The following is a 20,900-nucleotide window of genomic DNA, read 5'->3' on the forward strand; positions in this document are numbered from 1 at the left end:
CGCCGCCGCCGTCTTGACATCCCCGGCCGGACTTTTTGCCGAATTTCTCATGGAACCCCGGCGGTGCGCGTACGCGGCGAAAATCCGGCCCGCGCCGATGTCAAGAAACGTCCGGCCGCTCCGACCTCCCGGCGAAACGTCGAGAGAACAGGAAGTTCGCAACATGCGTGTCAACCGGGCCTGGCTGGGACTGGCCGTCCTCACACTACCGACCCTGCTCGTCGCCATGGACATGACGGCCCTGCTCCTGGCCCTGCCGCAACTGAGCGCCGACCTGGGCGCGTCCAGCGTCCAGCAACTGTGGATCACCGACGGTTACGGATTCACCGTGGCCGCCCTGGTCATCACGATGGGCACGCTCGGCGACCGGATCGGGCGCAGGAGACTGCTGATGATCGGCGCGGCGGCCTTCCTGGTGCTGTCGGTCGTGGCCGCCTTCTCGGTCAGCCCGCTGATGCTGATCGTCGTGCGCGCGCTGCTGGGCGTCGCCGGCGCGAGCCTGACCCCGTCCACCCTCGCCCTGATCACCGACCTGTTCCGCGACGAACGGCGGCGCGGGCGGGCCATCGCCATCTGGGCGACCTGCCAGTTCGCCGGCGGCGCGCTCGGGCCCGTGCTCGCCGGGCTGCTGCTGCAGCACTTCTGGTGGGGGTCGGTGTTCCTGGTCGCGGTCCCGGCGATGGCGGTGCTGCTGCTCGCCGGGCCCTTCCTGCTGCCGGAGCAGCGCAGCGACCAGGCCGGCCGGCTGGACCCGGTCAGCGTCGGGCTGTCCCTCGTCGCGGTCCTGGCGGTGATCTACGGCATCAAGCAGCTGACCGTCGAGGGCGCGCAGGCCGGACCGGCGGTGGCCCTCGTCGCCGGCGCGGCCGTCGGCGCCGTGTTCGTCCGCCGGCAGCTGCGGCTGGAGGCCCCGTTGCTGGACCTGAGCCTGTTCCGCAACCGCCCGTTCACCGCCGTGCTCGTCGCTCTGGTCCTGGCCGGCGTCTCCATGGCCGGCACCGGGCTGATGGTCACCCAGTACCTCCAGGGCGTCCTCGGACACTCGCCCGTCGCCGCGGCGGTGCTGTTCGCGCCGATGGGACTGGGCACGGCGGCCGGCACCATGCTGGCGCCGGCCCTGGCCAGGCGGATGGACCGGACGACCGCGATCGCCGCCGGGCTGGCCTGCTCCGCGCTGGGCGCGCTGCTGCTGGCCGCCGTGGGCGGGGCCGGCTCCCTGCCGCTGGTGATGACCGGCATCACCGTGCTCGCGCTCGGCACCGGCCCGCTGTTCGCGCTCGGCACCGGGCTGGTCGTCGGGTCCGTGCCGCCGCACCGCGCGGGCTCGGCGGCGTCGATGTCGGAGACCGGCAACTACCTCGGCGGCTCGCTCGGCCTGGGACTGCTCGGCGCGCTCGGCGCGGTGGTCTACGGCAGCCGGATGAACGGCACGTCCGGCTCGCTCACGGAGTCGCTGCCCGGCTCCCTGCCCAGTGAGCTGCCCCGTCCGCTGGCCGACTCGGTGTCCGACTCGCTGGCCGGGGCCATCGCCGCCGCCGGGCACCTCCCCGCGGGCCAGGCCGCGGAGCTGCTGCACGCCGCGCGGGCCGCGTTCACGACGAGCCTGCACGTCACCGGCCTCGTCGCCGCCGCCCTCTTCGCCGGGCTGGCCCTGCTGGTCCACCTCATGCGCCCCGCCGCTCCCGTACGCGTGCGTACGTCCGAGCCGGCGGCGACAGCTGGGCGGTGACGAGTAGGCGGCAGCCGCCTCCCGGAGCCGGGATCAGCGGGGCACGAGCCTGATCGTGGCGGCCCTGGCCTCGGGGCTGACGACGCCGGCCAGGAGGTTCGGCCCGTAACGGTGGTACTTGGCGAGATACACCCCGTCGATCTCGTCGTCGAGGGAGGGGCCGGCGTCGGCGAAGCCGACATCCCGCTCGACCCCGCCGGCCGACACGCGGCCCTCGTGCCGGGTGAGCGTGCCCCGGTACCAGGCGCCCTCGCGGCCGTGCATGGAGCGGACGTACAGCTCGTCGCCGTGCCGCACCACCCAGACGGGCACGGGCCGGCGCAGGGTGCCGTCGCCGCGCCGGGAGGAGAGCTGCAGCTTCTCGGCCGTTCCGATCGCGGTGAGCTCGTGGATGCTCCACCCGGACATCGGCGGGCCCCCTTTCGAGTCGACCGCCGGTGACGGCGATCCTCGGTGACGGCGATCCTCCTGGCCCCGTCGACTCATCCGTACCCGGGAGCCGTCCTGGCGGTCTGCCCGGGTGCGCATGGTCTTGGCAAAGGCGCCCGTCGCGCCGTCAGCCGTCCTGGTGCGGCAGCCCGCGCTCGGTGAAGATCCCGATCAGCAGGCTGATCGGCAGGTCGGCCTCCGTCGGATAACGGAAGTGCTGGTCGAGGTTGAGGCTGTAGTGGTTGCGCCGGCCGACCCGCTCCCGGGTCAGATAGCCGGCCTGGTAGAGGTCGGATACGATCTTCTGCACCGCCCGCTCGGTGATGCCGATGCCTTCGGCGATCTCACGCAGCCGCACCCCGGGGTCGCGTGTGATCGCCACCAGCACCCGTGCGTGGTGGGTCAGGAAGGTCCAAGTGGACGTTTCGTTCTCGGTTGCGTGCACGGCCGTGTGTGCTTCCTCCGCGGCTTCTCCGGCTCTGCGGAGATGGATGAAAAGTTTTACATGAAGATCCTATGACGAATAGTCTTTCGTGCAACAGTCTTCAGCCGTAACCTACGGAGTGGACGGCGTTCACCGCAACGCCTCCGTGCATCCTGTCGGCACTCTGAGCGTCAAGAGGTCGCCATGTCCGCCCTCAGCCTGAGCCGCCGGCCCCTGGCGGCCGGCGAAGTGATCAGCGTCATCGGGGAACTCGACGCCACCACCGCCGGGGACCTCGAATCCTTCGTCGGCGGTTCTGGCCGGCCCGGCGAGCCGCTGCTCCTCGATCTCGACGGGCTCACCTTCATGGACAGCAGCGGCCTGCACACGCTGCTGCGCGTGCACGCCGGCGTACGTGAGCGGGGCGGCTGCCTGCACCTGGCCGCGGTGCGGGACGTTCCCGCCCGGGTCCTGGAGATCACCGGTGTCGAGGAGGTCCTGAACGTGCACGCCGGCGTCGAGGAGGCGGCCGCGGCGGTGTGCGCGCCGCCCGCGTCCCCCTCCGGAGGTCTGTGATGCGCCTGGCCGGCCGTCACCTGCCCGGAGTGAGCGTGATCACGATCGCCGGCGAGGTGGACGCCACCACCTCCGCCGACCTGGAGACCTACCTCGACCAGGTGCGCCGGCGGCTGGACGAGCACCTGGTCGTCGATGTGAGCGGGCTGACGTTCCTCGACAGCTCCGGGCTGGCCGTCCTGCTCGCCGCGGCGACGCTCGCCCGCGTCCACGGCGCGGGCGTGCACCTGGCCGGGCTCCGGCCCAGGGTGGCCCGGCTGCTGGAGATCACCGGCGCCGAGCGGGCCGTGACCGTGTACGACAACGTCGAGCAGGCGCTCGCCGCGGTGGACCTGTACGAGCGGGCCGAGCCGACCGAGCCCGCCTAGCCGCCTGGAGCGTTTCAGGGGAGCAGTTCGACATAGCCTTCGCTGCCGTTGACCCGGATCAGCCGGCCGTCCTCGATGCGCTCGGTGGCCCCGTCCACCCCGGCGACGGCGGGCAGGCCGTACTCGCGCGCCACCACGGCGCCGTGCGTCATCACGCCCCCGACCTCCATCACCACGGCTTTGACCGAGACGAACAGCGGCGACCAGCTCGGGTCGGTGCAGACCGTCACCAGGATGTCCCCCTCCTCGACGTCGGCCTCGGCGAGGTCGCGGATGACCCGGGCGCGGCCCTCCACGACGCCGGACGACACGGCGATGCCCGCCAGCGCCCCCTCGGGCAGGGCGCCGGCGTCGTACGCGCCGGAGAAGACCTCACCCTCGGAGGTGATCACGCGCGGCGGGGTCAGCTTCCGGTAGACCTCGTGCGCCTCCCGCCGGGCGGTGACGAGCGCGGGGTCGAGCTCGCCGGTGGCAACCGCGCTCCTGAACTCCTCGATGGACAGGAAGTACACGTCCTCCGGCTTCTCGACGACCCCGCGCTCCGCCAGCCGCGCCGCCTCCGCCATCAGGGCCCGCTTGTACAGCTCGTAGCGCAGCAGCAGGGAGTGCTTGGAGTACTCGCGGTAGCCGATGAAGTGGCGGATCAGGCTCATCCTCCTGGCCGCCCTCCTGGCCTTGGCCGCGCCGCCGGGCAGTTTCCCGACCCGGCCGAGCAGGTCCTCCATGGCGCGTTCCGCCTCGGCGCGGCCCTGTTCCGTCCTGCGGCGGCGCTCGCCGGGCGCGAAGGCGCGCACGTTCGCCAGGATGAGCGGGACGAGCGGCGCCGGGTCCTCGCTCCACCTGGTCCTGGTGATGTCGATGTCGCCGGCGCAGTGCATCCCGTACGCGCGCAGATAACCCTCCAGCGCCTCCCGTACGGCGGCGCCGCCGTCGAGCCCGTCCAGCCCGGCGAGGAGTTCCCCGCGCGGAGCGGTCTCCAGGTGGCGCACGACCTCGGGGTGCGCGCGGACGACGTCGGCGACGTCCAGCAGGCCGAGCCCCATGGCGGCCACCACGTTGTGGTCGGCGGAGCGGGCGATCGCGTCGGCGGCGTTCCGCACGCCGAGCCAGGACTCCATGTGCTTGTCGACCCAGTTCACCGCCTGGATGCCGACGAACGCCGCGGCCACGCTGCGCGGGTCGAAGGTCAGCTCGGCCAGGACGGCGTGGTCGTCGAGGATGTACTGGAACAGCTCGTCGCCGGACCTGCCCGCCAGGCCGGCGCGCAGCCGTTCCACCGTCTCCTCGGTGTGCGCGATGAGGGCGGGCACGACACCGGGGTCGTCCTCGCGAGAGAGCTTGAGGTACTGGCGCGCGATCGTCAGCGGGCCGGCGTCGCCGAAGTCCAGCATCGAGGTCCTGCCGCGCGCCAGCTCGGCGGTGAACTGCTTGTCCTTGAGCACGGTGCGCAGGCCGTCGGCCATGAGGACGTCCACCTGGCCGAGGCTCTTCAGGGTGGCCGGCCTGGCCCAGGCCGAGGTGAGCTCGGCGGAGACGTCCTTGTAGAAGCGGTTGCCCGCCACCACGCCCGCGGTGCGGCCGAGCCGGTCGTGCAGCAGGGCGAAGAACGACAGGCCGAGCGGGGCGAAGGCGTCGGTCATCATCTGCCGGTGGCCGTAGGAGACGTACACGTGGTTCCTGCCGTCGTGCGCGGGCGGCACGGGGTAGAGCGTGGTGACGGGGCGGCTCTGCAGCACGTACAGGCGGTCGTCGGACAGGGCCCACTCGATGTCCTGGGGCTCGCCGTAGTGCGCCTCGATCCGCCGGCCCAGGCTCTCCAGCCGCAGGATCTGGGCGTCGGTGAGCTTCTGGACGCCCTGTCGTTCCGGCTCGACCGGCTGCTCCAGGGTGCCGCCGCCGGGGGCGGCGCGCAGCTCCTTCGTCTGCACGCCGACCGTCCTGCCGATGATCCGCCCGCCCCTGACCCGGTAGTTGTCGGCGTTGACCAGCCCCGAGACGAACGCCTCCCCGAGGCCGAACCCGGCATCGATCGAGACCACGTGCCGGTTGCCGGAGACCGGGTCCGCGGTGAACATGATGCCCGCCGCGTCGGGGAAGACCATCTGCTGGACCACCACCGACAGCCGCACGGCGCGGTGGTCGAAGCCGTTCCTGGTCCGGTAGGTCACCGCCCGGTCGGTGAACAGCGACGCCCAGCACCGCCGCACGCCGTCGACCACCGCGGCGGCGCCGCGGACGTTGAGGTAGGTGTCCTGCTGCCCGGCGAAGGAGCTGGCGGGCAGGTCCTCGGCGGTCGCGCTGGAACGCACCGCGCACGGCACGCCGTCGCCGCCCGCCTGCTCCAGGTGCCGGGCGATCTTGCGCCGGATCTCCTCCGGCACGCTCAGCCCCTCGATGAGGGTGCGCAGCCGCGCCGCGGCGACGGCGATCGCCTCCCGGTCGTCCGCCCGCAGCCCGGCCAGCCCGTTGATCAGCGCCCCGGCCTCCGCGTCCTCCTCCACGACCTGCCGGTAGGCCTCGGTGGTGACGCAGAACCCGTACGGGACCTCGACGCCGCCGATGGACGACAGCTCCCCGAGGTTGGCGCCCTTGCCTCCGACCAGGGGGAGCCGCTCCCTGCCCACGTCGCGGAACCCGAGCACGTACGCACCCATGGCTGATCCCGTCCCTTCCCATTAAAATACAGAGCAGAACTGTATCGTAATAGGGATGCGGCTCAGGGGCTGCCCCCGAGGCGCTCGAAGACGAGCTGGGTCCGGTGGACGGCGCGCACGCCGTACACCCGCGAGATCAGCTCCGGCGTGAGGACCCGATCGGGCGGGCCGCCCGCCACGATGCGGCCGGCGCTCATGACGTAGAGCCGGTCGCAGAACGCGGCGGCCTGGTTGAGGTCGTGCAGGACGGCCAGCGTGGCGATGCCCAGCTCGGACCCCAGTTCGCGGACGAGATGCAGGATCTCCAGCTGGTGGCGGACGTCCAGGTGTGAGGTGGGCTCGTCGAGCAGCAGCAGGCGCGTCTCCTGGACCAGGGCGCGGGCGACGAGCGCGCGCTGCTTCTCGCCGCCGGACAGGGTGGCGTAGACGCGCTCCCGCGCGCCGGACAGGCCGACCCGGTCGAGGGCCCGCGCGCACCGCTCCTCGTCGGCCGCCGGGACGCGCCGGTACGGCGTGCGCCCCATCAGCACCACCTCGCCCACCGTGAAGTCCAGCTCGGCCGGCGTCTCCTGCGCCACCACGGCCGTCCGCCGGGCCGACTCGCGCCAGGGCAGGCGGTGCACGTCGTCGCCGTCCACGGTGACGAGCCCGGCCGAGGGCCGCAGCGCCCGGTAGATCGTCCGCATCAGGGTGGACTTGCCGCAACCGTTCGGCCCGACCAGGGCGACGAACTCGCCGCCGTCCACCCGCAGACCGGCTTCGTGCACGATGTCCCGGCCGTCGAGGCGCGCCGAGACGCCGCTCACGTCGAGCCTCATGCGACGCTCACCGCCCGCTCGGCCGAGCGGCGGCGCAGCAGCCACAGGAAGAACGGCACCCCGAACAGCGCGGTGACGATGCTCAGCGCCAGCTCCTGCGGCGCGCTCACGGTGCGCGCCGCGACGTCCACCAGTTGCAGGAACGCCGCGCCGAGCAGCGCCGTGACCGGCAGCACCCGGCCGTGGTCGGCGCCGACGAGCAGGCGGGCCGCGTGCGGCGCGATCAGCCCGACGAACGCGATCGCGCCGCTGGTGGCCACCAGCACGCCGACCAGCAGGGAGGTCAGGAAGAAGAGCGTGACCCGCAGGCGGGGCACGTTCACGCCGAGGGAGACGGCGCTCTCCTCGCCGGCGGCCAGCGCGTTCAGCGGGCGGTGCTGCGTGAGCAGGTACGCCAGCCCCGCGCCCAGCACGGCGGCCGGCAGCGGCAGCATGTGCCAGCGGGCCCCGCCCAGGCTGCCCATGAGCCAGAACAGCACCTGCTGGGCGGCCCGGCCGCTCTGCGCCTGCTGCAGCACGAAGCTGTAGAGGGCCTGGAACAGGTAGGCCAGCGCGACCCCGGCCAGCACCAGCCGCGACGGGGTGATGCGGCCGGCCCGCTGCGCCAGCGCGTACACCAGGCCCAGGGCCAGCAGGGAGCCGGCGAAGGCGGCGCCCGACAGCGACAGCCCGCCCAGCGCTCCCGCGCCCAGGATGAGCACGAGCACCGCGCCGAACGACGCGCCGGAGGAGACGCCGAGCAGGAACGGGTCGGCGAGCGGGTTGCGCACCAGCGCCTGCAGCACCGCCCCGACCACCGCCAGCCCGGCCCCGACGAGCAGCGCCAGCAGCGCCCGCGGCAGCCGGAACTCCCACACGATCTGCTCCTGCACCGGCGTCCACGTGCGCGGGAACAGGCCGGGCGCCAGCCGGTCGGCGACGATGCCCCACGCCTGCGGCAGCGCGACGTGCACCGCGCCGATGCTCACCGCCAGCCAGGTGGAGGCGAGCACGGCCACGGTCAGCCCGGCGACGAGCGCGAGGTAACGGGCCCGGCGCCGGCCCGGCGCCTGGGCGGGGGTGGTCGCCGCGGTCATGCGGGGAACGCGCCGGGGTGCAGGAAGCGGGCGATGCCGGCGATGGCCAGCAGGTTGCGGTAGCCGGGATGCTGGGCCGCCACCGGCAGCGCCAGCACGCGCCGGTCCGCGGCGGCGGGGCTGTTCCTGACCACGGCGAAGGTGTCGGCGGTCTTGGCCCGCACGCTCGGCGTCGTCTCGCCCCGCAGCGTGGCGTACTCGCTGACCAGGACCGCCTCCGGCTGCGCGGCGCTGACCTGCTCCGCGCTGACCTCGGTGTAGTCGCCCTCGACGCCCTCCAGCACGTTGCGCCCGCCGGCTGCGGTGATCATCTGGTGGGTCAGGCCGGCGCCGCCGTAGGCGTTGACCGGGCCCCTGCCGCCGTCGGTGGCCAGCACCCTGACCGGCGACCGGCCGGCGACCCGCTCGCGCACGTCGTCGAGCCCGGCGCGCAGGCCGGCGGCCAGCTTGGCGGCGCGGTCGGGGACGCCGAAGATCCGGCCCAGGTTGTGCAGGTCGGTGAAGGTGTCCTCCAGGGTGAACTCGAGCGTCTCCCGAGGGCTGCACCAGCCGCCCAGGATGTAGACCGGGGAGCCCGCCGCGTCCAGCTCCGCCACCGTGGCGTAGCCGCCGGCGGCGTCGAAGGAGGCCATCGCGTTGTCCAGCACGAAGTCGGCGCCCTGGGCGAGCATGACCTCCTTCTGCGGCAGCATGATCGTCGGGGAGATCTCCTTGATCCGCGCGTACAGCTCCCGGTGGCCCGGCAGGAACGCGCTCTCGGAGAAGTTCGTCCGCCCGGCCACCCGGTCGGCCAGGCCGAGCGCGAACAGGGTCTCCAGCGAGGGGTGGTAGCCGGTCACCACCTTGGCCGGCGGCCGGTCGAAGGTGAGGGTGCGGCCGCAGTTCTGGATCGTGACGGGGAAACCGGCCGGCGGCGCCGCGGCGGGCCCGGATTCCTGGACGGCGGGCGCCTGCCCGCAGGCGGTCAGCGTCAGGGCCGCCAGCAGGACGAGCAACCTTCTCATGCGGTGAGTACTCCGGGGGCGAGGTGGGTGATCAGAGGAAACACCACATTCTGCACAGAACTCGTAATTGCCAGCAAGTTGCAATTAGTGCTGCGTGGAGACGATGGGGCGCCGAGTCCGGGCATGCCAGAGACGCCTCGCGGCATGGGGGCGCCGGAGGCGTTGCGGAGGTCTTGCGGGGAGTTTCCGGGGGCTCTGGGGGCTCTGGGGGTCAGTCGCCGTCGTCGTCGGCCCAGCTCAGCACGACGAACGGGACGTTGCATGAAGGGTGGTGCACGCGGCCCGCGGTGATGCGGTAGCGGACGCCGTGGGTCTGGGGGTCGGGTTCTAAGCGCACCCGTACGACGCCGACATCCTGCTCGATGTGGGTGAGCATGCCGTCACAGGGGCCGCCGACGCAGATGGCGTTCGGTTTCGGTCTCCTGGCGGGCCGGGCCCCTGGGATCCCACTCACCACAGAGCGTTCCTCCGAGTCTTGGCTGGTCTCTAGAGACTACGCGGGGACCTCCGCCCCGGTTCGACCGCCCCTGCCCCCGCCGCCCGCCGGGAAAAGCGGTCGTGACTCCCTGCCGTATGGTGTACGGTACGGCGTACGACAAGGAAGGGGTTCTCATGGTCTACCAGCCGAGCGACGACGACCGGGCGAGTGTGGAGGGCTGGTTCGCGCAGTACGACGCCCTGGCAGAGCAGGGCGCGATCGAGCAGCTCGCCGACCTGGCGGTCTTCCCGATGAACGTGGTCACCGACGTGCCCGGCGGGCACGCCGCCGTCAAGCAGTGGAGCAGGCGGGAGTACGTCGAGGCGATGAAGGAGGCGATGGGCGGCGGCACCGCGGGCCTCGGCCTGACCTCCGTCCGCACCCCCCGCTTCCTCAGCCCGAACCTCGTGGTCGTCGAGACCGACGCCACGATGACGATCGAGGGCCGCGAGGAGCACATGCGCTACGCGGACCTGCTCGTCCGGACGGAGGAGGGGTGGGCGTTCCAGACGATGATCCAGGGCGGCTGGGGGCACGGCTGGCCCCCGGCCCGCCGCGGCTGACACCCACCGGCCGACGGGACCGGCCGACGGAACCGGCCGACGGAACCGGTCGGCTGGCGGGTCAGGTGGCGGGATCGGTCAGGCGGCGGCGTCGTGGCCGTAGACCCAGGCCAGGGCCTGGAGCGACATGCCGGGCACGCCCTCGGACATCCGGGCGTCGCGTTCGGCCTGGCCGGGCCCGTCGGGCAGGTGGAACTCCGTCTTGTTGGCCGTCGACATGGCCTGCAGCCGTGACGTCCGGGGGAGGCGCGCCGCCTCGTACTGGAGCAGCGCGGCGGGCAGGGCGGCGGCGAGGTCCCGGCGGGGGCCGGCCTGCGCGGCGGCCAGGCGGGCGGCGAGGGTGGCGGCGTCCTCGACCGCCATGGCGGCCCCCTGGGCCATGAACGGCAGCATCGCGTGGCAGGCGTCGCCCAGCAGCGTCATCCGGCCCGCCGACCAGCGCCGGAGCGGGGCGCGGTCGAACAGCGCCCACAGGTACGTCTCGTCCACCGCCTCGATGATCGCCCGCACCTGCGGATGCCAGCCTTCGAACGCGGCGAGCGCCTCGGCGACGTCCCTGCGGTCGGTCCACGACTCCCGCGTCCAGCTGTCCCGCTCGATGATCGCCACGAAGTTGACCAGCCGGCCGCCGCCGACGAAGTAGTGCACGAAGTGCGCGCGGGGCCCCATCCACAGTTGCGTGGTGACCTCCAGCCCCAGGCCGCGCAGCCGCTCGGCCGGCACCAGTCCGCGATAGGCGACGCAGCCGGTGAAACGGGGGTGTTCGGGCCCGAACAGGGCCGCGCGGGTGGGGGAGTGGATCCCGTCCGCGCCCACCAGCACGCCGGCCTCGGCGCGGGCGCCGTTCGCGAACCTCGCCTCGACGTGGTCGCCGTGATCGGTCAGCCCGGTGAGGCGGTGCCGAAGGTGCAGGCGTTCGGCGGGCAGGCGCCGGGCGAGCGCGGCGAGCAGGTCGGCGCGGTGCATCAGGTAGTGCGGGAAGCCGAAGGCGGCCTCCAGCGGCCCGGCTTGCGGCGAGCGGGCCAGGGTGCGGCCGTCGTCCCAGCGCCGCTGGTGCAGGGCCACCGGCTTGACCCCCGTCCGCTCCAGGTCGTCGGCCAGGCCGAGCCCGTGCAGCACGCGGGAGGCGTTCGGGCTGATCTGCACGCCCGCGCCGACCTCGCTCAGCTCGGCGGCCTGCTCGTAGACGTGCGCGTCGATGCCACGGTGCAGCAGCGAGAGCGCGGTGGTGAGCCCTCCGATGCCGCCGCCCACGACGGCGACCGAGATTCCGCCGCCGTCGCGGGTGCCGTCCGGATGGGTGCTGTGTGCGCTCATGGCCGGCTCCCCGCCGTCGTGGTCGCTCCCCCTGCCTCCACTGTACGGAAGGCGCGCCGGGCCGCCGAGACCGAAGTTTGACGAGTCTGCCCCTTGAGTTCTAGTCTTCTAGAACACTCGAAGCAAGGGAGGTGCCCGATGACGGAGACGGAGACCCTGACCGGCCGCGCCGGGCCGTACTTCGGCCGGTTCGGCGGCCGGTTCACCCCAGAAGCCCTGGTCGTGGCCCTGGACGAGCTGGAGGCCGGCTACCGCGACGCGCTCGGCGACCCGGCGTTCCGCGACCGGCTGGAGGAGCTGCACCGCTCGTACTCGGGCCGCCCGAGCGTCATCACCGAGGTGCCGTCCTTCGCCCGGCACGCCGGCGGCGCCCGCGTCCTGCTCAAGCGCGAGGACCTCAACCACACCGGCTCCCACAAGATCAACAACGTGCTCGGCCAGGCCCTGCTCACCCGGCGCATGGGCAAGCGCCGGATCATCGCCGAGACCGGCGCCGGCCAGCACGGCGTCGCCGCCGCCACGGCCGCCGCCCTGCTCGGGCTGGAGGCGGTGATCTACATGGGCGAGGTCGACATGCGCCGCCAGGCGCTGAACGTGGTCAGGATGCGCCTGCTCGGAGCGACCGTCGTCCCCGTGAGCTCGGGCTCACGCACGCTCAAGGACGCCATGAACGAGGCCATGCGCGACTGGGTCACCAACGTCGAGCACACCCACTACCTCATCGGCTCGGTCGCGGGGCCGCACCCGTTCCCGGCCATGGTGCGCGAGTTCCAGCAGATCATCGGCATCGAGGCGCGGCGGCAGATCCTCGATCTGACGGGGCGTCTGCCCGACGTCGTCTGCGCCTGCGTCGGCGGCGGCTCCAACGCGCTCGGCATCTTCCACGCCTTCCTCGACGATCCCGGCGTCGAACTCGTCGGCCTGGAGGCCGGCGGCACCGGGGTCGGCACCGGCCGGCACGCCGCCGCCGTCTCCGGGGGCACGCCGGGCATCCTGCACGGCAGCCGTACGTACGTGCTGCAGGACGAGCACGGCCAGACCCGGGAGAGCCACTCCATCTCCGCCGGCCTCGACTATCCCGGCATCGGGCCGCAGCACGCCTGGCTGCACGACACCGGCCGGGCCCGCTACGAGGCCGTGGACGACGCGGCGGCCATGGAGGCGTTCCAGCTGCTGTGCCGCACCGAGGGGATCATCCCGGCGATCGAGAGCGCGCACGCCCTGGCCGGGGCCATCAGGGAGGGGCGGCGGCTGGGACCGGACGGGATCGTCCTGGTCAACCTCTCCGGGCGCGGCGACAAGGACATGGACACGGCCGCCCGGTACTTCGGGCTGATGGAGGCGGACGCATGAACCCCCGTTCACCAGCCGGCCACGCGGGCGGATCCGAGGGGCCGCGGCAAGGCGGGCTTGAGGAGCCGAGCGGGCGTGCGGGCCTGCCCGAGGGGCCGCGGCAAGGCGGGCTTGAGGAGCCGATGGAGGGCGGCCGTGCGGGCCTGTCCGAGGAGGTTCGGGGAGGCGGGCACGGAAGTGCCCGGGCGGTCGTCGAGCGGGCGAGGCGGGAAGGCAGGGCCGCGCTCATCGGCTACCTGCCCGTCGGGTTCCCCGACGTCGCGACCTCGGTGGCGGCCATGCGGGCCATGGTCGCGGGCGGAGTGGACATCGTCGAGGTGGGCTTGCCGTACACCGACCCGCTCATGGACGGCCCGCTGATCCAGCGGGCCACCGAGGCCGCGCTCGCCCGCGGGACCACCCCGGCCGACGGGCTGAGCGCCGTCCGCGCCCTGCGCGGCACACCGGCGCTGATCATGACCTACTGGACGCTGATCGACCGGTACGGCGTCGCCCGCTTCGCCGAGGACCTGGCCGCGGCCGGCGGCGCCGGGCTGATCACCCCGGACCTCCTGCCCGAGGAGGCCGCCGCCTGGCACGCCGCCGCCGACCGGCATGACCTCGACCGCGTCCACCTCGTCGCCCCCACCTCCACCCGCGAACGCATCGACCTGGCCGCCCGCTCCTCCCGCGGCTTCCTCTACGCCGCCTCCGTGATGGGCGTGACGGGGGAGCGGGAGCTGGTGAGCTCGGGGGCGAAGGACCTGGTGGCGCGCGTGAAGAAGGTCACGGACCTGCCGGTGTGCGTGGGGCTCGGCGTCGGGGACGCGGCGCGGGCCGCCGAGGTCGCCGCGTTCGCGGACGGCGTCATCGTCGGCTCTGCCTTCGTCCGCGCCCTGACGGACGCCCCCGACCCGGCCGCCGGCATCGCGGCCGTGGAGACCCTGGCTCGCGAACTCGCCCACGGCGTACGGCGCAGCCCGGCCTCGAACCGCCGGCACCCCGTCGCCGGGCAGCCCGGTGGCCGGCGCTGAGGGTGTCGGCCGGTCAAGGGCGGAATGGCCAGTTACCGAGTGGTCAGGCGGCATCGGCCGGGTGCCGGTGGGTCCGGCGCCGGCGGGTCAGATCCCGAGTGACCGGGTGCCGAGCGGTCAGGCGGCATCGGCCGGTTACCGGCGGGTCAGATCCCGGGTGGTTGTGTGCTGGGCGGTCAGGTGGTGGGGTGGTCGAGGCGCAGGGCGACCGCCGGGCGTTCCGGGGCCTGCCGCCGCGTCGTGAACACCACCTGCGACGCGCACATGATCGCCCGGTCGGCCAGCACCGGCCGATCGTCCACGTCGTACGTGACCCGCTCGCTCATCAGCGCGGCGCCTCCGGCGGGCTGCTCCAGCAGGCGGGCCTGCTCCTCCGACAGGACCACCGGCTTGATCGCCTCGGTCGCCCACGACGGCGTGACCCCGCCCCGCTCCTCGATCAGCCGGTAGAGCGGCGTCCGCTTCAGCTCCTCCTCGTCCAGGCCGGCGTCCGAGCCCAGGTTCGCCGCCAGGGCGGGCGGCAGGTAGGAGAGCTGGTGGATCACCGGCGTCCCGCCCACCACGCGCAGCCGTTCGATCACCGTGACCTCGTCGCGCGGCCCCAGCCCCAGCTGGGCCGGCACCGGCGCGGGAGCGGGCCCGCGGCGCACTCCGAGCAGCACCGTCTCCAGGTCGATGCCCTGCTCGGCCAGCTCTTCCGCCAGGCTGCCCAGGCTGTTGAGCTGGTAGGGGATGACGGGCGGCCCCGCGACGAACGTGCCGAGCCCGTGCCGCTGCTCGATCCGCCCCTCGCCGCCGAGCCGCTGCAACGCCTGGCGGACGGTCATCAGGCTGACGCCGTAGTGGTCGGCGAGCTCCCGCTGCGAGGGCAGCGGCTGGCCGGCCGCGACGTCGCCCGCCTCGATCCGGGCGAGGAGATCGCGGTAGATGGCCTGGTACTTCGGCTCGCCACCCGCCGTGCCGGTCAGGCGCGGCCTGGGCTCTCCCTCCGGGAACATGCGCCAAAGCCTATCCGTGGCCGTCGTCGATCACGCTCGACGTCCGCTCCGCGACCGCCGCCGCGCACATTCGCCGACCACTCCATGGTCGTCATCGAGCACGGTCGCCGACCGCCCGGAGACCACGGTCGCCCTTCGGCAGGTGGCCGCCGGGGACCATGGTTGTTGTCCCGCATGGGGTGGATGTCAGGATACGGATCATGTCAGATGCCACGCGGTACCCCCTTGAGCCAGGCCCGGAGCAGGTGCGTCAGATGGGCGAGGCCGTGCTGGCCTTCGCCGAGGAGTACCTGCGCGACCTGCCGGAGCTGCCCGCCTTCGACCCGATCGGCGGCGAGGAGCTGGCGGGGGCGCTGCGCGAGCCGGCTCCCGAGCTGGGCAGCCCGCTGCCCGGCCTGCTGTCCACGCTGCACGCGGCGGCCCGCGTCGGAGCCACCAGCGCCGGTCCCGGCTACCTCGCCTACGTGCCGGGCGGCGGCCTGTACGCGGCCGCGCTCGCCGACTTCCTGGCCGCGGTGATGAACAAGTACGTCTCCGTCTGGCAGCTGGCCCCCGCGTGCGCGCAGATCGAGGCGACGGCCGTCCGCTGGTTCTGCGACCTGTTCGGCTATCCGGCGCAGGCGCGCGGCATCCTCACCTCCGGCGGCTCCATGGCCAACTTCTCCGCCATCGTGACCGCCAGGAACGCCCGGCTCGGGGAGAGCTTCCTCGACGGCACCGTCTACGTCACCGGCCAGACCCACGCCTCCTGCGCCAAGGCGGCCCTGCTGGCGGGCGTCCCGCGCGCGCACGTACGCGCCGTGCCGACGGGCCGGGACCTGGCCATGGATCCGGCCGCGCTGGAGCGGATGATCGAGGAGGACCGGCGGGCGGGGCTGCGGCCGTTCCTGGTGATCGGCAGCGCGGGCACGACGAACACCGGGGCCGTCGACCCGCTCACCGAGCTCGCCGCCGTCGCCGGCCGGGCCGGGGCCTGGTTCCACGTCGACGCCGCCTACGGCGGGCCGTTCCAGCTCACCGAACGCGGCCGGGCCCGGCTGCGCGGCATCGAGCTGGCCGACTCGATCACGATGGATCCGCACAAGGCCCTGTTCCTGCCGTACGGGATCGGCGCGCTGCTGGTACGCGACGGTGCCCTGCTGCGCCAGGCCCACCACATGGACGCGGCCTACCTGCAGGACCTGAGCGAGGAGGAGGAGATCCCCAACTTCAGCGAGTACTCCCCTGAGCTGACCCGCGACTTCCGCGGCCTGCGGCTGTGGTTGCCGATCAAGCTGCACGGCCTCGGCGCCTTCCGCCGCGCCCTGGACGAGAAGCTCGACCTGGCCGAGCTCGTCTACGAGCGGCTGCGCGAGCAGGGCTTCGAGGTTCCGTGGCGGCCGAGCCTGACGGCCGTCGCCTTCCGCTGGGCGCCCGGCGGCGGCGACAGTGACGGTAACGGCGACAGTGACGGTGCGGATGCCGACGCGTTCAACGCCGAACTCCTGCGCCGTGTGACGGCGCGGGGCCGGGCGCTGCTGTCCAGCACCCGGATCGACGGCCGGTACATGATCCGGGTGTGCGTCGTCAGCCACCGCACCCACCAGGACCGGGTGGAGCAGCTCCTCGACATCATCGGCGAGAGCTGCGCCGAACTACGGGCGGAACGCGCCGCCGCCCCCGGCCCCGGCAGAACAGCCGGGGGAGCGCCGGGCCGGGCCTGGTGACACGGCCCGGGGGCGGGCCTGGCGGCCGGTCAGGTGTCGGAGCCGAGCAGGCCCTGCTTGCCCAGCCAGTCGGCCGACACCTTGCCCGGCTCCTCGCCCTCGACGTCCACCCGGGCGTTGAGCTGCTGCATGGTGGCGTCGTCCAGCTTGGCGATGACCGGCTGCAGCACCTTCTCCAGCGCGGGGTACTTGTCGTAGGTCTCCTGCCGCATCGTCATGGCCGCGTTGTAGATCGGGAAGAACTTCTTGTCGTCCTCCAGCACGGTCAGGCCGAGTGCGGCGATGCGGCCGTCGGTGGTGAACACCTCGCCGAAGTTGCAGGTCTGGCCCTTGTCGGTCTCGGTGTAGACGACGCCGGTGTCGAGCAGCTTGACGCGGTCCTTGGGGATGGTCATGTCGTAGGCCTTGCTGAGGCCGGGAAGCCCGTCGTCGCGGGTGGAGAACTCCGTCTCGATGCAGATGCTGACCTCCTCGGGCTTGCTCTTGGCCAGCGCGGCCACGTCGGACACCGTCTTGACGCCCAGTTCCGTCGCCTTCTCCGAGCGGATGGCCAGGGCGTAGGTGTTGTTCAGCGGGGTCGGGCCGATCCAGTGGATCTTGTTCTTCTGCAGGTCGGCGTCGGCGGTGGCCTTGAACTGCTCGGCGGAGTCCTGGATGGGCTTGGCGTTCTTCAGGTGCTCGATCCAGCCGGTGCCGGAGTACTCCCAGTACATGTCGATCTCACTGGACTCCAGGGCCTTGCGGTTGGCCACGGTGCCGCCCAGGTTGGTCTTGTCGACGATCTCCGCTCCGTGCGCCTTCAGCAGCTGGACGGCGATCTTGCCGAGCATGATGTTCTCAGTGAAGTCCTTGGAGCCGACGATGAACTTGGCGCCGGCCAGCTCGTCGCCCGCGGCGCCCGCCTCGACCTCCCCTGGCGAGCCGCAGCCGGCGGCGCCCAGGGTCAGTGCCGCGGCGGCGAGCAGGGCGAAGGTCGTCCGGACGGGACGGGAAAGCATGTCGGAAACACCTCGTGTTCTTCGATGATCGGAAAACGTCAACCGCGTAGGGGAAAGGTGGGTCACATGCCGCGCGGCTTGAGCAGGTTCTCGGCGAGCCCGCCCAGCCAGTCGACGAGGAAGGCGATGCACGCGGTCAGCACGCCACCGACGATGGTGACGGGCATGCGGTTCAGCTTGAGCCCGTTGATGATCAGCTCGCCGAACCCGCCGGCCGCGACGAACGCGCCCAGCGTGGCCACGCCCACGGTCAGCACCAGGGCCGTGCGCAGCCCGGCCAGGATCGCGGGCACGGCGAGCTTGAGCTCGACCCGGCGCAGGATCTGGCCGCTGGTCATGCCCATGCCGCGGGCGGCCTCGACGAGGGCCGGGTCGACCTGCTGCACACCGACCATGGTGTTGCGCAGCACGGGCAGCACGGCGTAGGCGACGAGCCCGACGAGCGCGGTCTGGAAGCCGACGCCCATCAGGAACGTGCACAGCACCAGCAGCCCGATGCACGGCACCGCCTGGCCGAGGTTGCCCGCGGTCAGGATGATCGGGGCGATGAACCGGTTGCGCGCCCGCGAGGCGACGATGCCCAGCGGGATGGCGATGATCACCACCAGGACGGTGGCGGCCGCGGTCATCTCCAGGTGCTCGACGGCCTTGGCCACGATCACGGCGGCGTTCAGGCTGCGTTGCTCGATGGAGTCCAGTTCGAGCGTGCCGACCCAGAGGTACAGGGCGACGAGCGCGACGGCCACGACGGCGGGGGTGAGCAGGTGACGCAGGGCGCCGGGGCGGCGTACGGCCGGGCGGGCGGGCGCGGCGGGCAGCGTGTCAGCGGTCACCGGAGACCACCGCCTCGGCCGGGGCGCCCACGGCCTCGCACAGCGAGGCGTAGGTGAGCACGCCGGTCGGCGAACTGCACTGGTCGGTGCCGTGGGAGAGCATGAGGTCCAGCGCCTCGCGCAGGCTGGCGTCGGCGCTCACCTGCGGCAGGCGGGTGTCCGGCGGCAGCGCCGGGGTCACGTCGGCGACGCTGAGCAGGGCCAGCCGCTTGAGCGTGCCGTCCTGGCCGATGAACCCGGCGACGTAGTCGTCGGCCGGGGCGGCGAGGATGGCGGCGGGCGTGTCGTACTGGGCGATGTGGGAGCGCTCGCGCAGGATCGCGATGCGGTCGCCCAGTTTGATGGCCTCCTCGAAGTCGTGGGTGACGAAGATGATCGTCTTGCGCAGCTGTTTCTGCAGCCGGGCGAACTCGTTCTGCAGGTGCTCGCGGGTGATCGGGTCGGTGGCGCCGAACGGCTCGTCCATGAGCATGACGGGAGGGTCGGCGGCCAGCGCCCGGGCGACGCCGACGCGCTGCTGCTGGCCGCCGGACAGCTGGCGGGGGTAGCGGTCGCGGAAGAGCGACGGCTCCAGGCTGACCAGGGAGAGCAGTTCCTCGACGCGGGCGTTGATCCGGTCGGCGCTCCAGCCGAGCAGTTTGGGCACCAGGCCGATGTTCTGGGCGACCGTCTGGTGGGGGAAGAGGCCGACCTGCTGGATGGCGTAGCCGATGTGCCGGCGCAGCTGGTCGGGGTTGAGGCCGAGGACGTCCTGGCCGCCGATGCGGATCTCGCCGGAGCTCGGCTCGACCAGCCGGTTGATCATCTTCATCGTGGTCGTCTTGCCGCAGCCGGACGGGCCGACCAGCACGACGAGCTCTCCGGCGGGGATGTCGAGGGTGACGTCGTCGACCGCTGGGGCGGGCTGCCCCGGGTAGTGCTTGGTCAGCGAGCGCAACTCGATGCGCACGCCTTCGGTGTCACGATCGAACACGAAGCCCCCTCGGGGTGGTCAGCCGGCTGACGGCGAAGAAGAACAGGTCGAACAGGATGGCGACGACCACGATGCCGAGCGTTCCGGCGAGCGTGGCGTTGAGCGAGTTCACCGAGCCGAGCCGGGACAGGCCCTCGAAGATCTGCGTGCCTAGTCCTGGGCCGTCGACGAAGGCGGCGATGGCGGCGATGCCGATGAGCATCTGCGCCGAGACGCGCACTCCGGTGAGGATCAGTGGCCAGGCCAGGGGCAGCTGCACCTGCAGCAGCACGCGGGTGCGGCTGAGGCCCATGCCGCGGCCGGCCTCCACGGTGGCGGCGTCCAGGCCGCGCAGCCCGGTGACGGTGTTGCGGATGATCGGCAGGAAGGCGTACGCGGTGAGCGCGACGAGGGTGGAGCCCCAGCCGAGCCCGGTGATGGGGATGAGGAGGGTGAGCAGCGCCAGGGAGGGCACCGTCAGGACGGCCGCCGAGGCCGTTATCGCACCTCCCCTCGCTCGCGGGGAGTCGTAGAAAAGGAGCCCGATGAGCACGCCGACGGCGGTGGCGACGGCCATGGCGATGGCCACCACCATGGCATGCTCCGCGGCGGCCAGCGAGAGGGTGTCCCATCGTGAGACCACGTACTCGCTGAAACTCATGGAGGAACCGCCTTCGCTTACGCTTGCATGGGTTCGCAAACGTATGTGATTTGTTGCGGTGAGCGCAAAACATGGTGCAACTAGCGCAACACTAGTGCAACGCTTTCGTGATGAACGGACAAGGATGACAGACAAGCCGCCCATGTCCTCGGCCGGCCTGCGACGGGACATGGAAATCCTGGAGATACTCGCAGGTCACGGGGACGAGCGGGACGCCGACGGCTTCGGCGTCAGCTGGATCGCCCAGCGTCTCGGCAGGGAGAAGAGCCAGGTCTCCCGGGCGTTGCGCGGGCTGGAGATCGAGGGCATGGTCGAGCGCGACCCGCTCACCCGCCGCTACCGCCTCGGCTGGCGGCTGTTCGCCCTCGCCGCGCGGACCGAGCAGTCCCGGCTGGTCCGGATCTCGGCCCCCTACGTGCGGCGGCTGGCCGCGGCCTTCGACGAGGACGCCTACCTGTGCGTGCTGCGCGGCAACATGGTGCTGACCCTGCTGTCGGTGCCCTCCTCGCGCGCCTACCACCGGGTCTGGGAGGGCGTCTCCGTCCCGGTGATCATGGCGGCCGCCGGCCGGTCGCTGCTGGCCGAATGGGACGAGGAACGCGTGCGCGAGCTCCTCGGCACCATCCTGCCCGCCGGGCTCGACGGCAGCGTCGGCGGCAGCGACGAGTGGCTCAAGGAGCTGGACCACGTGCGGACGGCCGGGTACGCGGTCTCCGACGTCGAGCTGGACGACAGCGAGGCGGGCGTCTCGGCCCCCGTACGCGACCACCGGGGGGTGATCACGGCGGCGATCAGCGTCTCCGTCACCCGGGCGGCCTCGCTCGGCAGGCTGCACGAGATCGGCGTCTCGGTGGCCGAGACGGCGCGGGAGCTGTCCTGCGCGCTCGGCGACGGCAAGAGCGCGTGGAGGCGGCCGGACTGAGCGCCCGGAGGTGACGCCGGGCTGAGCG

General features: G+C 72.7%; 21 protein-coding genes. 8 read left to right on the forward strand and 13 right to left on the reverse strand.

Annotated elements, in window-relative coordinates; genetic code table 11:
• The first annotated feature begins 97 nt into the window (after positions 1-97).
• Complete coding sequence (locus OIE67_RS18750) at positions 98-1,729, forward strand: MFS transporter (protein WP_407674866.1); 1,632 nt, start codon at positions 98-100, stop codon at positions 1,727-1,729.
• 33 nt (positions 1,730-1,762) lie between these two features.
• Here OIE67_RS18750 and OIE67_RS18755 read toward each other — a convergent pair whose 3' ends face one another.
• Entirely contained in the window at positions 1,763-2,137 is a 375-nt protein-coding gene (locus OIE67_RS18755; protein WP_326642025.1) for a DUF2255 family protein, read from the reverse strand.
• Positions 2,138-2,285: 148 nt separating this feature from the next.
• The gene (locus OIE67_RS18760; RefSeq protein WP_326642027.1) at positions 2,286-2,603 is read right to left on the reverse strand and encodes a helix-turn-helix transcriptional regulator; all 318 of its coding nucleotides are present in this window, start codon (positions 2,601-2,603) and stop codon (positions 2,286-2,288) included.
• 183 nt (positions 2,604-2,786) lie between these two features.
• Between OIE67_RS18760 and OIE67_RS18765 the strand changes: the two genes are divergently transcribed.
• Positions 2,787-3,158, forward strand: coding sequence for an STAS domain-containing protein (locus OIE67_RS18765; protein WP_326642029.1), 372 nt, complete (start codon positions 2,787-2,789; stop codon positions 3,156-3,158).
• On the forward strand, positions 3,158-3,526 hold the full coding sequence (locus OIE67_RS18770) for an STAS domain-containing protein (RefSeq protein WP_326642031.1): 369 nt from the start codon (positions 3,158-3,160) through the stop codon (positions 3,524-3,526). The genes OIE67_RS18765 and OIE67_RS18770 overlap by 1 nt, the downstream gene beginning before the upstream one ends.
• Before the next feature lie 14 nt (positions 3,527-3,540).
• Here the strand turns inward: OIE67_RS18770 and rph are convergent, their stop codons facing one another.
• The 5 genes from rph to OIE67_RS18795 all read right to left on the reverse strand — a co-directional run bounded on the left by rph (position 3,541) and on the right by OIE67_RS18795 (position 9,454).
• Positions 3,541-6,180 carry a rifamycin-inactivating phosphotransferase gene (gene rph / locus OIE67_RS18775; protein ID WP_326642033.1) on the reverse strand — a complete coding sequence of 880 codons (2,640 nt, stop codon included), beginning with the start codon at positions 6,178-6,180 and terminating at the stop codon, positions 3,541-3,543.
• A gap of 62 nt (positions 6,181-6,242) precedes the next feature.
• Complete coding sequence (locus OIE67_RS18780) at positions 6,243-6,998, reverse strand: ABC transporter ATP-binding protein (protein ID WP_326642035.1); 756 nt, start codon at positions 6,996-6,998, stop codon at positions 6,243-6,245.
• Positions 6,995-8,074, reverse strand: coding sequence for a FecCD family ABC transporter permease (locus OIE67_RS18785; RefSeq protein WP_326642037.1), 1,080 nt, complete (start codon positions 8,072-8,074; stop codon positions 6,995-6,997). The genes OIE67_RS18780 and OIE67_RS18785 overlap by 4 nt, the downstream gene beginning before the upstream one ends.
• The gene (locus tag OIE67_RS18790) at positions 8,071-9,078 is read right to left on the reverse strand and encodes an ABC transporter substrate-binding protein (protein WP_326642039.1); all 1,008 of its coding nucleotides are present in this window, start codon (positions 9,076-9,078) and stop codon (positions 8,071-8,073) included. The genes OIE67_RS18785 and OIE67_RS18790 overlap by 4 nt, the downstream gene beginning before the upstream one ends.
• Before the next feature lie 211 nt (positions 9,079-9,289).
• The gene (locus tag OIE67_RS18795) at positions 9,290-9,454 is read right to left on the reverse strand and encodes a hypothetical protein (RefSeq protein WP_326642041.1); all 165 of its coding nucleotides are present in this window, start codon (positions 9,452-9,454) and stop codon (positions 9,290-9,292) included.
• A 197-nt stretch (positions 9,455-9,651) separates the two neighbouring features.
• Here OIE67_RS18795 and OIE67_RS18800 point away from each other — a divergent pair, with 197 nt between their 5' ends.
• A complete protein-coding gene (locus OIE67_RS18800; protein WP_326642043.1) occupies positions 9,652-10,119 on the forward strand; it encodes a nuclear transport factor 2 family protein in 468 nt (155 codons plus the stop codon).
• 78 nt (positions 10,120-10,197) lie between these two features.
• Here the strand turns inward: OIE67_RS18800 and OIE67_RS18805 are convergent, their stop codons facing one another.
• A complete protein-coding gene (locus tag OIE67_RS18805) occupies positions 10,198-11,436 on the reverse strand; it encodes an FAD-dependent monooxygenase (protein ID WP_326642045.1) in 1,239 nt (412 codons plus the stop codon).
• 138 nt (positions 11,437-11,574) lie between these two features.
• On the opposite strand from OIE67_RS18805, the gene trpB reads away from it, so the two are divergent.
• Positions 11,575-12,789, forward strand: a complete 1,215-nt coding sequence (trpB, locus tag OIE67_RS18810; RefSeq protein ID WP_326642047.1) for a tryptophan synthase subunit beta — start codon at positions 11,575-11,577, stop codon at positions 12,787-12,789.
• Positions 12,790-12,911: 122 nt separating this feature from the next.
• A complete protein-coding gene (gene trpA, locus OIE67_RS18815; protein WP_407674901.1) occupies positions 12,912-13,802 on the forward strand; it encodes a tryptophan synthase subunit alpha in 891 nt (296 codons plus the stop codon).
• A gap of 176 nt (positions 13,803-13,978) precedes the next feature.
• On the opposite strand, the gene OIE67_RS18820 is transcribed toward trpA, so the two are convergent.
• Positions 13,979-14,800: a GntR family transcriptional regulator gene (locus tag OIE67_RS18820; protein ID WP_326642052.1), complete on the reverse strand. Its 822-nt coding sequence runs from the start codon at positions 14,798-14,800 to the stop codon at positions 13,979-13,981.
• Between the two features lie 200 nt (positions 14,801-15,000).
• Between OIE67_RS18820 and OIE67_RS18825 the strand changes: the two genes are divergently transcribed.
• Positions 15,001-16,506 (forward strand): pyridoxal phosphate-dependent decarboxylase family protein, encoded by a 1,506-nt coding sequence (locus OIE67_RS18825; protein WP_326642054.1) that lies wholly within the window; start codon positions 15,001-15,003, stop codon positions 16,504-16,506.
• 29 nt (positions 16,507-16,535) lie between these two features.
• On the opposite strand, the gene OIE67_RS18830 is transcribed toward OIE67_RS18825, so the two are convergent.
• The 4 genes from OIE67_RS18830 to OIE67_RS18845 form a co-directional block, all read right to left on the reverse strand.
• Positions 16,536-17,504, reverse strand: a complete 969-nt coding sequence (locus tag OIE67_RS18830) for a glycine betaine ABC transporter substrate-binding protein (RefSeq protein ID WP_326642056.1) — start codon at positions 17,502-17,504, stop codon at positions 16,536-16,538.
• Positions 17,505-17,566: 62 nt separating this feature from the next.
• Positions 17,567-18,337 (reverse strand): ABC transporter permease, encoded by a 771-nt coding sequence (locus tag OIE67_RS18835; RefSeq protein ID WP_219911833.1) that lies wholly within the window; start codon positions 18,335-18,337, stop codon positions 17,567-17,569.
• Positions 18,327-19,310 (reverse strand): ABC transporter ATP-binding protein, encoded by a 984-nt coding sequence (locus OIE67_RS18840; protein WP_326642060.1) that lies wholly within the window; start codon positions 19,308-19,310, stop codon positions 18,327-18,329. Before OIE67_RS18840 ends, OIE67_RS18835 begins: the two co-directional genes overlap by 11 nt.
• Positions 19,297-19,950: an ABC transporter permease gene (locus OIE67_RS18845; protein WP_326642062.1), complete on the reverse strand. Its 654-nt coding sequence runs from the start codon at positions 19,948-19,950 to the stop codon at positions 19,297-19,299. The genes OIE67_RS18840 and OIE67_RS18845 overlap by 14 nt, the downstream gene beginning before the upstream one ends.
• A 124-nt stretch (positions 19,951-20,074) precedes the next feature.
• On the opposite strand from OIE67_RS18845, the gene OIE67_RS18850 reads away from it, so the two are divergent.
• A complete protein-coding gene (locus OIE67_RS18850) occupies positions 20,075-20,872 on the forward strand; it encodes an IclR family transcriptional regulator (RefSeq protein WP_326642065.1) in 798 nt (265 codons plus the stop codon).
• Positions 20,873-20,900: the final 28 nt, after the last annotated feature.

It is taken from the genome of Nonomuraea fuscirosea, assembly GCF_035917475.1.
Taxonomy (GTDB): domain Bacteria; phylum Actinomycetota; class Actinomycetes; order Streptosporangiales; family Streptosporangiaceae; genus Nonomuraea; species Nonomuraea fuscirosea.